Source organism: Paenibacillus jiangxiensis (assembly GCF_046098255.1).
Classification (GTDB): domain Bacteria; phylum Bacillota; class Bacilli; order Paenibacillales; family Paenibacillaceae; genus Paenibacillus; species Paenibacillus jiagnxiensis.
Window position 1 is genome coordinate 68,368 of record NZ_JBJURI010000003.1, and the last position, 11,847, is coordinate 80,214.

Below are 11,847 nucleotides of genomic sequence, written 5' to 3' on the forward strand. Positions count from 1 at the left end.
CTGAAAACCTGACTTTTTGAACACTCACTTATATATAGAAAAAAAGGGGCGTTTGTGACGCCCCTGAACAGGGTCAATATCTTATTTTTTGTTGGAATCAATAATCTCCTGGGTGCGCTCCTGGCTGTTCTTGACGGTGGTACCGATATCCTGATTGCCGAGAATCAGCTTCTCGTATTCCTCGTTGATCACCTTGTAGACTTCTGCCTGATAGGAAGCGGGCGGAACAAGCTCGGACGCCTTCGAGGCGAGGAGCGTGTTCACCAGCGATTGTTTGTCAACAAGCTCGGGATTTTTCGTGCCGGCCAGTATTTTCTCGATGATCTTGGTCACTTCCTCCTCCTTCACCTGGTTCCAGGCCGGGACATTCTTGTTTTGCACAATTTGCCCTTCCGTCGTATACCAGCGGACAAAGTTATACGCCTCCTGCTTATGCTTGGAGCTTGCCGCTACCGAGACGTAATCCGTCGTTACCGGCGAGTAGCCGATGGGATCAGCCTTGTCGTTCTTCGGAAATGGAGCCACAGCCACATGGAACGTCAGAGGCACCTTGTCTGTACCGCCGATTTCTGTGTTCATCCAGCTTCCAATCGTAATCATGCTCGCCGACTGGTTAAAAAACTGAGTCCGATAATTCAACTTTTGCGAGATCATGTCCGAGTAAGGGACGGAGGACTGATCCCCCTTCTCCATCTTCACCCGCAGCTCCAGCGTACGCTTGAAATTCGGGTTGTCCAGGTTGGAGGAGCCGTCCGGTTTCAAGAAATCGGAGCCGTCCGGCTGATTGATCATCATCAGCTTGACAAATTCCAGCCAGCCGCCGCCCTGCGGGCCGTGGAAGTAGGTGCCGTACCTTTTGGAAGCGCCTTCACCTTTGGTCAGCTTTTTGGCATATTCCGCATATTCATCCCATGTCCAGTCTGTTGGCACTGGCAGTCCCGCCTCATCCAGCTGATCCTTGTTCAGTAGCACATACCATGGATTGAACTTTCCCGGAAGCGCATACACTTTGCCGTTCAGGCGAGTGTCTATTTTATAGTCTTCCTCCACCTTGTAGCCGTCCTTGGTGATATAATCGTCAAGCGGCTCTGCCATGCCAAGCGCTACCCGCTGTGCGTATCCGGCGGCATCACTGAACATCAGAATATCCATCGGCTCGCCGGAAGCGGCGGCCAAATCCAGCTTCTTGGAGGCTTCCGCCGTATCGCCTTTCTCGCTCAGATTGACTACCTCCACGGTAACGCCTGGAGTCGCCTTCTCATAAGCGGCAATGGTTTCCTTCCAGTTGTAGGCCTCCTCCGTTCCGTACGTGTACAACCGCAGATTCACCCCTGCTTCATTCGAACTGCTTTCCGTAGCAGTGCCGCTGCCTCCGCATCCCGTAAGCAGCCCCACCATCATAGCCGCGGCCAGGGAGCCGGCGATCCATTTCCTTTTCATCTGCAAGACCCTCCTTATTGAAGTATAGCTGTATTCCACCCCATTGTAACCGGGGGAATTCGGCGGCTCATGAAACAATTTTTACTTCTTCCGAACTATTTTGACTAATTTGAATACGCTTACATCATCCTTTAACGCCACCTAGCGCAATACCGCTAATGACGCTTCTTTGTCCGATGATAAAGACAATCAGCAGCGGAAAGATAGCCGATACGGCCGCCGCCATGATCAGGGAGTAGAACTCTCCGCTCAAAGAGGTGAATTTCTGCATGGCAAGCTGAATCGTGAACAAATGGTCGGAGCGCAGAAAGATTAGTGGATTCTGATAGTCATTCCAGGTCCAGATAAAGCGCAGTATCGCATAGGTCGCAACGGCTGGCTTCACGAGCGGCAGCCCGATCGACCAGAAGATTCTCCCATGGTGGGCCCCGTCAATTTTGGCGGATTCAATAAATTCCTGGTGCACCCCCATAAAAAACTGGCGCAGCATGAAGGTGCCGAGCACGCTGAAGCTGCCAAGCAAAATCAAACCCAGATGGCTGTCGAACAGTCCGATATTACGGTACAAAATAAACTGCGGAATGAGCGTTGCCTGCCCGGGCACCATATACGTCGCGAGGACGATCATGAACAGCCATTTGCCGGCCTTGAAATTCACCTTCGAGAAGCCGTACGCCGCCAGGCTCGATACCAGACAGGAAATGCAGGTCGTCAACACGCTGACCTTGATGGAATTCCAATAGTACAGATAAAACGGATACTCCCCGAACCACACCTCCTTGTAATTCTCAATTGCATTCCATTCCCGCGGGATCCATTGAATGGGATAGACGAATACATCCTTCTCCACCTTGAAGGAGGTGATCAGCATCCAGAAAAAAGGAAGCAGAAACAGCAGGCTGATCACGAACATGATTGCGGTAATGATGGTTTTGCGCCAATCCCATTTGGCTGGGGCTGTGTTCATTCGTTCCTCTCCTTTCGCTAGTAATTGACCCATTTTTTCTGGGCTGCCCATTGTCCGAACGTAATCAGCAGCACAAAGAGCAGCAGCACCACGGACACCGACGAAGCATAACCGACCTTCAGGTTCACGAAGGCTTGCTCGTACAAATACCAGACCATCATGCTGGTGGAGCCGATGGGTCCCCCTTGCGTCATCACCGCTATGACATCAAACACCTTGAACGTCGAAATCATGCCGGTGACGAGCAAAAAGAACGATGTTGGGGACAGCAGCGGAAATGTAATGCGGGTAAACTTCACCCATGCGCCCGCTCCGTCAATTTCAGCAGCCTCGTACAAATCTTCCGGAATGGACTGCAGACCGGCGATGTAGATGATCATATTGAAGCCGATCGACGTCCAGACGGAGATCATCATGATGGAAATGAGGGCAAAGTTGGGGTCCGCAATCCACTTCGGCGGATTGGCGATGCCGATTGCTTTCAGGAACTCGTTAATCGGGCCGTACGATGGCTGAAACAACACCTGCCAGACAACAGCCACAGCCACAATACTGGAAATATACGGCATGAAGTAAGCAACCTTGAAGTACCCTTTCCAATACACATTTTTGTTGATCACGACGGCCAGCACCATCGAAATCAGCATATAGACAGGCACCGTAAGCAGAAAAACAATATTGTTGCGCACCGATTTGATAAAAGCATCATCCTTGAGCAGTGTTTCGAAATTGCCGAGGCCGACCCACTTGATGCCATTCCAGCCTGCGACAAAATTCCAATCGGCAAAGCTGAGCACAATGGTGGCGATGATCGGCAGCAGTACCAGAATGGTGACGCCAAGCAGCATGGGGCCGACGAACAGCAGACCCGCCAATGTCTCACCTCGCTGCAGGGAACCCCTTTTATTCCTGACCAGGGCTTTGCCGGCCAGAGCGCGGGAAGGTTGCGCCATTTTTAACACCTCGCTTAATGTCTTGTTTTGAATTTACTTTCCTCTATCTTAAAAAAATAATCGCCTTTGCTTTGACGGTATTTTGATCATCTTCACGCTCATTTTGACTTTTTCCTCGAAACATCCAATAAATGAAAAAATAGCGGTACAAGGGAAGTATCCTTGCACCGCCATTTTTTTGCTCCCGGTCTGTTTTTCCGGATTTCAGTTAAAAAGAATTATCCGTTCTTAACCAACCGCTTGTTTGTCATATTGTGGATTTGCTCCTCAAGGCGTTGTTTAACCACTTCCAGGGAACTGATCTGATCGTTAATTTTATTCAGCTTCTCCTGGTATTTCCCCAGCATTTCTTCACAGAATTCATAATCTGACGGAGCGCTGTTCTCGCCGCTAAGAATCTCTTCAATTTGCTCGGTGGTCAGCCCCAAACCAAGGTAGAGCTGAATATTTCCGATACGTTCAATGACGGACTCATCAAATTCTCTATAGCCATTTTCCAGACGTCTTGCCTGAATGATGTTTTTCTTTTCATAATGCCGGATCGACCTTACGCTGGCGCCGGTTCTTTGGGACAATTCACTGATTTTCATTTTATTAGGGCAGCCCCCTTTTTATAGAGTCCTCTCCATCATAAAATGGTCTGATCGTTTGGGCAATCTCTTCATGGATGAGTACGCCTCGTCGACACGTATTTCATAGGTTATGGCAGGGGAATTTCAACGGTGAAGATACTTCCTTGCCCTGGAGCACTCGCAACTTTTATCGTGCCCTGGTGCGCTTCGGCAATCCATTTGGCGATGGACAAGCCGAGGCCATGTCCCCCCAATTCCCGTGACCGCGATTTGTCTACCCGGTAGAAACGGTCAAAAATATGCTTCTGCTCCTCTGCTGCGATTCCGATGCCCGTGTCCTGCACTTGGATGACCAGCTTTTTGTTTTTCATATGGGGCTGAGACAGCTGCAAGCCGACGCGTCCTCCGTCAGGTGTGTATTTGATGGCATTATCGAGCAAAATGACAAGCAGCTGCGTCAGACACTCCTCATCCCCGCTCACCGGAATCGGCGAAGGGGCGTCAAGCTGCAACAAAATTCCCTTGGACTCACACAACGGCCGCAGCTCTGATCTCATGAAGCAGCTTGGCAAAAAAGTGTGGCGCGCCATCCACTACCTTGCTCTTCCAGCCTATCTCCTCGCCCTCGTTCATGGGGTGATGCCGGGAACGGACAGCAACGCCACTTTGGTCCAAGTGATCTATATTGTGACAGGATTGATGGTGGCTGCACTGGTAGTACGCAGAATTTATTGCGCCCGCCGGCGACAGAAGGGAAAACCGATTATCGTGAAGTGAGCATGAAGCAGACAAAAGGCTATATCTATGCTAAAAAAGGCGGCTGATAATCCCTGTCAGCCGCCTGGTTCGTTTTCGTTGAATGCAGATGGGTAGATGGTCATATCTTTGATCAGGAGTTCCGTAAAGAACATTAAAGAAGCTACATCGGAATTTAATATTTGACGTGACGTTTCGTCAATTTAAGATCGTGCCTTTTTGCAAATTATCAAATCCTAAACATGCGATAGAGAGCACGATCAAACATTTTATCTGACAGGATTTTTCGCATGAATAAAGCTGGTCTGGCATTGCCCGCCACATATCTTGTCCTCGGTTTTTTAGATCGGATAGCCTTTGAAACCAATAGCGCTATCTGATCAGGAGAATAAGCAGAACCCGAATTTTTAAACGTTTTTATAAAAGCATCGGCCATTTTACTGTATGCTGTATTCCCTGATGTTTGCTGCACATGTTCAAATGCAACCTCTAACCATTCACTTTCAGTAGGCCCTGGCTCAATAATAATGACGTCAATACCAAATGGCTTGACTTCCAGGCGCAGACAATCGGAGAATCCTTCCAGCGCATGTTTTGCAGCATGATACCAAGCACCGAGCAGAGTATATATTTTGCCGCCTGCAGATGAATTATTGATAATCTTCCCCGATTTTTGCTTTCTCATATAAGGAAGAACCAATTGTGTCAGACGGCTTAATCCAAAAAGGTTCACTTCAAATTGGCGTCTTGCTTCCTCCATCGGCATATCTTCGACCGCACCGTAGGAGCCATATCCCGCATTATTGAATAGAACATCGATTCTGCCCTGTTCCTTTATGATCCGATTCACGCCATTTACCATAGACGTTTCATCCGTCACATCCATGGCCATAATATATGCGCCTTTAGATTCAATATCCCTCATGTTTTCCACTCGCCTGGCGGCTCCATATACAATAAACCCTTCTTGTAAAAGCAGTTCCACTGCAGCTTTACCTATACCTGCCGATGCCCCTGTGACCAAAACAACCTTTTGCTTGTTCATTTTTACGCTCATCCCCTCTGGCTTCTTTGTAATTGACAGAGCCGGAATAATTAATGATTGTGACCAAAATGACGTGACGTCGCGTTACTTAAAACTTATTATAGATTGATCCTTATGGTTACGCAAGACGTATATGTTATAATTTTTTTCGAAAGGAGACTTGGAAGATGGAATTTGATCGAGTCAGAAATGAGGAGCAACGAAAAATCAGAGTGGAGCAAATAAAAAATGCAGCTATTAAGCTTTTTGATACCGAGCAATTTCACGAAATCGACTTAACCAAGATTGCCAATGAAACCAGCTTTACACGAGGCAACTTATATAAATATATTTCTTCCAAAGAAGAAATTTATCTTCTTGTTACACTGGATGAAATCAATAATTGGATTAGCGATTTAAAAAAAACCTTCACCTTTGACATGACTCATGAGATCAAGGATTTTTCACATAAATGGGCACAAGTTTTATATCGGCATCAACGGTTTTTGAAGCTTGTTTCCATGCTCTTTACAACGATTGAGAGAAATGTTTCTCTTGAAAGGCTTGTAGATTTTAAAAAGCAATTTTTTATTGCCATGTCCGAGTTAAACAGCCTACTTAACATTGTTTTCCCTGCATGGGATGATAAAACCATCGATAAATTCCTTCAGCTGCAATCACATTATGTGATCGGATTGTTCCCGTATACATCACCGACACCGATCCAAAAACAGGCCATGGAGCTAGCTGGAATGAATTATGAATCTCTTAATTTTGTTAACGATTTTGCTGAGTTCATTTCCTATACCGTAAATTATTTAAATAGTAATTTGGCTAATCAAAGTTAGTACTTGAGTTAACAGACCTGTTCAAGAGCAGCAACAAGCAATTAAAACAGGGGCTGCCCATTCATTGGGCAGCCCCCTTTCTTCTGTTCGCATAAATCCACAACATAGCGATATCCTATATCGCTGTGTTGTCTGCTTCATTTTTTACACTTCAAAATAGAATGGCTGAACGCACACCGGCTTGGATACGGAAACGCTGAGGCCGGTATATTCCAGGCGTCCGCTGGCCTTGTCCACCCGGAAAGTAACGATATTGTTGGTATCGCGGTTGGCGGCAATCAGATAATTGCCTCCTGGGGTCAGCGCAAAGTGGCGCGGATGCTGCCCCTGCACGGGAACATGCTCCACGAGGCTCAGCTTGCCCGTATTCACGTCAACGGCATACACCACAATGCTGTCATGGCCGCGATTCGAGCCGTATACATAGGCGCCGTCCTCGGACACGACGATTTCCGCGGTTGTATTTTCACCCTCGAAGCCTTCCGGCAGCGTAGGCACCGTTTCAATTTCGGTCAGCGTGCCTGCTTCGGCATCGTATGCAAAAGATGTAACGGTCGAATCCACTTCATTGATCACAAAGGCAAACTTGCCATTCGGATGGAACGCCAGATGGCGCGGTCCGGCTCCCGGATGGGTCGCAGCTTCGCTGTGGAGCTTGAACTTGTCACCGTCCAGAGAATAAGCACGAATCCGGTCCAGACCGAGATCCTGCACGAACAGAAGCTTTCCGTCCGGGCTGTAGAAGGTGGAGTGAGGATGCGGCCGGTCCTGACGCTCCGGATGCACGCTTTTGCCTTCATGCTGAACGACGTCCAGCAGCTCGCCGATTCTGCCGTCTTCCTCTATCGACAACAGCCCAATCATACCGCCGTGATAGCTTGGTACTGTCAGACGGTCGCCGGCAGCGTTACGCTGGATATGGCAAGTCGGTCCAACTGTCTCTGCACGATTCAGCAGCTTGATCGTGCCTGCCGCAGGGTCGATGTCAAACGCAGCTGCTTCTCCGACCTTCGCTCCGGAGGAAGATACGGTTTCCCCGATCGCATACAACTTGCGGGCCGCAGGATCAACGTTCAGGAAGGTCGGGTTTTTAAGGCCCGCGAATTCATCGAGAAGGCTCAGCTCCCCTGTGTTTTCATTTAAAGAATACACATATACTCCGCTTCCCTCAGCCTCGGCATAAGAGCCTGCAAAAACGAGCAATCGTTGTTCTGACATAAATCATTTCCTCCTCATATTTTCAATAGTATTAGCATGATGAATAGATGTTATATTGCCCGCTCAATCAGAGGCTCGGTCGAAAGCTCCACATTCCCGGCCACAGCACGCGAAATCATGCAGGAGCTTTCTGCTTTTTCGGCGAGAAGCGCCGCTTTGTTCAAATCGTCTTCAGATGCTTCCTGAGCCAAAATCACCCGCGGCCGGTGAATGATGCGACGGTAGGTAAAGATGTTATTTGTTACATCTACGATGCCTTCCGAATCCAGCGTCAAGGACTGAACGCTTAATCCCGAACGCTCCATCATGGCCGCCAGTGTAATTAAGTAGCAGGTGGATGCAGCACCCAGCAGCATTTCATCGGGATTGGTACCCACCCCGGGCCCGCCCATTTCGGCAGGAATGGAAATCTGAGTCCGCAAATTCCCTGCTTCAATCCTGCCATCGCTGTTGCGTCCCCCGTTCCAGGTGGCTTTTAGCAGAAAGCTATGCTCCATTGAAGGTCGCCTCCTTTAGACTTCTTCCAATAACTCTTGTCCTTTCGTCTCTTTCCCCAGCACAAGCACTGCCGCCGCCCCGATGATGATCGCAATGAAGAAAATGACAAAGACGGTTGTGATACCTGTTCCCTGCGCCAGCAGCATGCCGACCAGGAAAGGTCCGATGACACCGCCAATCCGCCCGAAGGAGGCAGCCATGCCAACCCCTGTTGAACGAACGGCTGTTGGATATAACTCCGGCGTATAAGCATACATGCCACCCCACGCCCCCAGATTAAAGAAGGACAGACAGATGCCTGCTGCCAGCAGCACGCCCGCGCTTTGCGCAGTGCCGAACCAGATGGCCGACACCGCCGTCAGCAGCAGATACACGACAAGCACGAACTTGCGGCCAAGCTTCTCGATCAAATAAGCAGCGGTGAAATATCCCGGCAGCTGTGCAAGCGTCATGATCAGCACGTATTCGAAACTTTTCACCAGCGAAAATCCTTTTATAACCATGACGCTTGGCAGCCACAAAAACATGCCGTAATAAGAGAATACCACAGTGAACCAAAGAACCCACAGCATAATCGTCGATTTGCGGTTGGGACCCGACCAGATTGAAGCGATTCGTTCACCGAGCGGAAGCCTGTCAGCCTGTCTGCTTATGTAGCGCGGCGGGTCCTGGATCGCTCTGCGCAGGTAAAGAGCATAAAGCGCAGGAATAGCGCCGATCACAAATGCCATCTGCCAGCCGAAGGATGGGATGACGAAATACCCTACGAGCGCGGAGACGATCCAGCCAGCAGCCCAGAAGCTTTCCAGCAGCACTACCATGCGGCCGCGCTCACGGGCCGGCACCGACTCCGAAACGAGTGTAGAGGCCACCGGCAGCTCGCCGCCCAGGCCAATTCCTGCCACAAAGCGCAGGACTAACAGAATAGCATATCCCGTCGCCAGGGCAGACAGCCCTGTTGCGATGGAAAAAACAAGCAGTGTCCAGACAAGCACGGCCTTGCGGCCAAACCGGTCGGCCAGTATGCCTGCAAGCGCTGCTCCAACAGCCATCCCGATGGAATTTGCCGCGGTGATCATGCCCATCTGGCCGGTTCCGAGCTGCCACTTTTGCGCAATATCCGCTAAAATAAAAGACAGCAGCCCCACGTCCATGGCATCGAACATCCAGCTCAAGCCTGCGCTGAACAGAAGCTTGCGTTTCTGAGCCGGTGCTAAAACAGATTCACTCATAGTTAACTCTCCCTCAGTTCTCTATTTAAGAGGTAGTTCAAAAAGTCATCTTTTGATCACGAAGGAAGTCAGGAAGCAGACTCGACATCGAATCTTGAATTCAGCCGGGCCTTCCGGTGCTCACGTACCCAAAAGTACGCTCCGCTCCTCAGTCCCTAGCTTCATTCAACCTTCTCGGTGCTGAAAACCTGACTTTTTGAACTCGCACTTTAGATATGTAGGGCATTACCCGCCCGGATCTGTTTCCGCAGCGCCATTCTTTCACAGATCTTGTGTTGTATGTCCCTGCTGCTGTCCTTTATTGTAGCGTAAATTCAGGTGACAAGACACCCCAAAATAAAAAAAGAAGAATGCCCTGCAAAGGCATTCTCCCGTCCTACGGAACCCACGGCTTACCGGTTGGAAACCAAACCGATGATCATCACGATGAGCACCAGCAGTTGGATGAGCGTGTCTGTACTCAACTCCAATCGCCTCCATCTCATAAGATGTTCCTTCGGCCGTTTCCCCTCTCCCCGGATGAGACCCGGTTCCCCGCTACATCTATATGCGCGCAAGAATACCGTTATGCTGATATATTTCAAATAGCCTAAGATTTGACCCAGGCCAGCTTAAGGTCCATCTCCCGAATGCACTCCTCATGGTCGTGACCGTCATTGCCCACCAGCGGCGTGACGGGATAAGCCTGCATTTCCTCTTCGTCAAAGGTTTGGACCATGTCCTGAAGCTCGTTCAGGTCCTTTATTTCCGGATCCAGCCAGCGGCCCGCTTGTTCCATGCTTAGAATGGCCGGCATCTGGGAGCTGAATTCGCCAATCGTTCCGTTGGAAGGAGCCATGACCATCGTGCATGTCCGCATGGGCTCCTTGCGGGTATCCTGCCAGATTTCATACAGCCCGGCAATGGCGAACATTTGCTGCTCGGGCAGAATGACCCGAACGGCATGGCTTTTTTTGCCCATATTGCGCCAATAGTAAAACCCGTTGCAGGGGATAATGCAGCGCTGAGTTTCCACAAGCTTCCGGTATGCCGGATTAATGCTGAACGTATTCAAATCCGCATTGACACAGTCCTTACCCCAATAAGGAACCATCCCCCAGCGGAATTCATCCAGTACCTTCTCACCATCATGATGCAGAACAATCGACATATGCTGTGTCGGGCTGATATTGTAACGGGTCTTGTAATAATACATAACCCTGTTGATACCAAAAAAATCCCTTACATCATCCAAATCGGCGGATAAAGAAAATCTGTTGCACATATTGCCATCTCCTTTGCGCTATTGTTCTAACAGTGTGCGAAAAGAGATGGCCTATTATTCCTGAATTATGTAAATCCCCCGCGGCCGAAATTCGGCTTTGGGGGATTGTTGACTTATTTCTTCTCTACAGCATGGCCTCCGAATTCACTGCGCAGCGCAGCAACCACTTTGCCTGTAAACGTGTCAGCTTCCAGGGAACGATAACGCATAAGAAGCGAAAGTGCAATAACCGGTGTTGCAGCCTGCAGGTCCAGAGCTTCTTCAATGGTCCATTTCCCTTCGCCGGAAGAATGCATAACCCCTTTGATTTCGTCGAGATTGGCATCCTTGGAGAAGGCGCGCTCTGTAAGGCCCATCAGCCAGGAACGGATAACGGAGCCATGGTTCCACACACGTGCCACCTGCTCATAATCGAAATCGAAGTTGCTTTTTTCCAATACTTCAAAGCCTTCGCCGATCGCTGCCATCATGCCGTACTCAATGCCGTTGTGCACCATTTTCAAGAAGTGGCCGCTGCCGGCCTTGCCTGCATAAAGGTAGCCGTTCTCGACAGCCGTATCGCGGAAAATCGGCTCAACAACTTCCCATGCCTCAGGGTCGCCGCCGATCATATAACAAGCACCATTGCGTGCGCCTTCCATACCGCCGGAGGTGCCAGCGTCCATAAACCGGATGCCGCTCTCCTTCAGGCGCTCATATCTTGCAATCGATTCCTTGTAGTGCGAGTTGCCGCCTTCGATAACGATGTCTCCTTCAGACAGCAGCGGCTGCAGCTGATCCAGTACGGAATCCACAATGGTGTGCGGGACCATCACCCAGATGACTCTTGGTGCTTTGGTCGACTGTACAAGCTCTTCAATGGAAGAAACGCCTGCAGCGCCATACTCCTTCATTTCCGTTACGGCCGCCGGATTCACGTCGAAAGCGACCAGTTCGTGCTTGTGATCAATCAGATTTCTACCCAGATTCAAACCCATTTTTCCAAGACCAATAAGACCGACTTGCATAAATAATTGCCTCCCAGCTTAGTTTCATGTGGTGCGTGTTTGGGCTGTAAGATTACCGGATCGAAAAC

General features: G+C 49.6%; 13 protein-coding genes. 2 read left to right on the forward strand and 11 right to left on the reverse strand.

From position 1 onward, the window contains the following. Window positions 1-81 precede the first annotated feature (81 nt). The 5 genes from ACI1P2_RS03905 to ACI1P2_RS03925 form a co-directional block, all read right to left on the reverse strand. Window positions 82-1,440: an ABC transporter substrate-binding protein gene (locus ACI1P2_RS03905; RefSeq protein WP_355317034.1), complete on the reverse strand. Its 1,359-nt coding sequence runs from the start codon at window positions 1,438-1,440 to the stop codon at window positions 82-84. A 124-nt stretch (window positions 1,441-1,564) separates the two neighbouring features. Beyond that, window positions 1,565-2,407 carry a carbohydrate ABC transporter permease gene (locus ACI1P2_RS03910; protein WP_355317036.1) on the reverse strand — a complete coding sequence of 281 codons (843 nt, stop codon included), beginning with the start codon at window positions 2,405-2,407 and terminating at the stop codon, window positions 1,565-1,567. Window positions 2,408-2,424: 17 nt separating this feature from the next. Then, window positions 2,425-3,360, reverse strand: a complete 936-nt coding sequence (locus ACI1P2_RS03915; RefSeq protein ID WP_355317038.1) for a carbohydrate ABC transporter permease — start codon at window positions 3,358-3,360, stop codon at window positions 2,425-2,427. Between the two features lie 218 nt (window positions 3,361-3,578). Next, complete coding sequence (locus ACI1P2_RS03920) at window positions 3,579-3,950, reverse strand: MerR family transcriptional regulator (protein WP_355317040.1); 372 nt, start codon at window positions 3,948-3,950, stop codon at window positions 3,579-3,581. 110 nt (window positions 3,951-4,060) lie between these two features. Further along, window positions 4,061-4,447 carry a sensor histidine kinase gene (locus ACI1P2_RS03925; protein WP_408976127.1) on the reverse strand — a complete coding sequence of 129 codons (387 nt, stop codon included), beginning with the start codon at window positions 4,445-4,447 and terminating at the stop codon, window positions 4,061-4,063. A 7-nt stretch (window positions 4,448-4,454) separates the two neighbouring features. On the opposite strand from ACI1P2_RS03925, the gene ACI1P2_RS03930 reads away from it, so the two are divergent. After that, the gene (locus ACI1P2_RS03930; protein WP_355317042.1) at window positions 4,455-4,709 is read left to right on the forward strand and encodes a hypothetical protein; all 255 of its coding nucleotides are present in this window, start codon (window positions 4,455-4,457) and stop codon (window positions 4,707-4,709) included. Window positions 4,710-4,917: 208 nt separating this feature from the next. On the opposite strand, the gene ACI1P2_RS03935 is transcribed toward ACI1P2_RS03930, so the two are convergent. Further along, window positions 4,918-5,733, reverse strand: coding sequence for an oxidoreductase (locus ACI1P2_RS03935; RefSeq protein WP_355317044.1), 816 nt, complete (start codon window positions 5,731-5,733; stop codon window positions 4,918-4,920). 167 nt (window positions 5,734-5,900) lie between these two features. Between ACI1P2_RS03935 and ACI1P2_RS03940 the strand changes: the two genes are divergently transcribed. Then, complete coding sequence (locus ACI1P2_RS03940; RefSeq protein ID WP_355317046.1) at window positions 5,901-6,560, forward strand: TetR/AcrR family transcriptional regulator; 660 nt, start codon at window positions 5,901-5,903, stop codon at window positions 6,558-6,560. Window positions 6,561-6,704: 144 nt separating this feature from the next. Here the strand turns inward: ACI1P2_RS03940 and ACI1P2_RS03945 are convergent, their stop codons facing one another. The 5 genes from ACI1P2_RS03945 to gnd all read right to left on the reverse strand — a co-directional run bounded on the left by ACI1P2_RS03945 (window position 6,705) and on the right by gnd (window position 11,779). Then, window positions 6,705-7,778: a lactonase family protein gene (locus ACI1P2_RS03945; protein WP_355317048.1), complete on the reverse strand. Its 1,074-nt coding sequence runs from the start codon at window positions 7,776-7,778 to the stop codon at window positions 6,705-6,707. A gap of 50 nt (window positions 7,779-7,828) precedes the next feature. After that, on the reverse strand, window positions 7,829-8,275 hold the full coding sequence (locus tag ACI1P2_RS03950) for an OsmC family protein (protein WP_355317050.1): 447 nt from the start codon (window positions 8,273-8,275) through the stop codon (window positions 7,829-7,831). 15 nt (window positions 8,276-8,290) lie between these two features. Continuing rightward, window positions 8,291-9,508 carry an MFS transporter gene (locus tag ACI1P2_RS03955; RefSeq protein WP_355317052.1) on the reverse strand — a complete coding sequence of 406 codons (1,218 nt, stop codon included), beginning with the start codon at window positions 9,506-9,508 and terminating at the stop codon, window positions 8,291-8,293. A gap of 589 nt (window positions 9,509-10,097) precedes the next feature. Continuing rightward, window positions 10,098-10,772: an SOS response-associated peptidase gene (locus tag ACI1P2_RS03960; RefSeq protein WP_355317054.1), complete on the reverse strand. Its 675-nt coding sequence runs from the start codon at window positions 10,770-10,772 to the stop codon at window positions 10,098-10,100. A 113-nt stretch (window positions 10,773-10,885) separates the two neighbouring features. Continuing rightward, window positions 10,886-11,779 (reverse strand): phosphogluconate dehydrogenase (NAD(+)-dependent, decarboxylating), encoded by an 894-nt coding sequence (gnd, locus tag ACI1P2_RS03965; protein WP_355317056.1) that lies wholly within the window; start codon window positions 11,777-11,779, stop codon window positions 10,886-10,888. Between the last annotated feature and the right edge of the window lie 68 nt (window positions 11,780-11,847).

What these genes read in the sequence shown, in the direction of transcription:
- ACI1P2_RS03905 (WP_355317034.1), bottom strand. Translation starts at nt 1,440, where the DNA reads ATGAAAAGGAAATGGATCGCCGGCTCCCTGGCCGCGGCTATGATGGTG.
- ACI1P2_RS03910 (WP_355317036.1), bottom strand. Translation starts at nt 2,407, where the DNA reads ATGAACACAGCCCCAGCCAAATGGGATTGGCGCAAAACCATCATTACC.
- ACI1P2_RS03915 (WP_355317038.1), bottom strand. Translation starts at nt 3,360, where the DNA reads ATGGCGCAACCTTCCCGCGCTCTGGCCGGCAAAGCCCTGGTCAGGAAT.
- ACI1P2_RS03920 (WP_355317040.1), bottom strand. Translation starts at nt 3,950, where the DNA reads ATGAAAATCAGTGAATTGTCCCAAAGAACCGGCGCCAGCGTAAGGTCG.
- ACI1P2_RS03935 (WP_355317044.1), bottom strand. Translation starts at nt 5,733, where the DNA reads ATGAACAAGCAAAAGGTTGTTTTGGTCACAGGGGCATCGGCAGGTATA.
- ACI1P2_RS03940 (WP_355317046.1), top strand. Translation starts at nt 5,901, where the DNA reads ATGGAATTTGATCGAGTCAGAAATGAGGAGCAACGAAAAATCAGAGTG.
- ACI1P2_RS03945 (WP_355317048.1), bottom strand. Translation starts at nt 7,778, where the DNA reads ATGTCAGAACAACGATTGCTCGTTTTTGCAGGCTCTTATGCCGAGGCT.
- ACI1P2_RS03950 (WP_355317050.1), bottom strand. Translation starts at nt 8,275, where the DNA reads ATGGAGCATAGCTTTCTGCTAAAAGCCACCTGGAACGGGGGACGCAAC.
- ACI1P2_RS03955 (WP_355317052.1), bottom strand. Translation starts at nt 9,508, where the DNA reads ATGAGTGAATCTGTTTTAGCACCGGCTCAGAAACGCAAGCTTCTGTTC.
- ACI1P2_RS03960 (WP_355317054.1), bottom strand. Translation starts at nt 10,772, where the DNA reads ATGTGCAACAGATTTTCTTTATCCGCCGATTTGGATGATGTAAGGGAT.
- gnd (WP_355317056.1), bottom strand. Translation starts at nt 11,779, where the DNA reads ATGCAAGTCGGTCTTATTGGTCTTGGAAAAATGGGTTTGAATCTGGGT.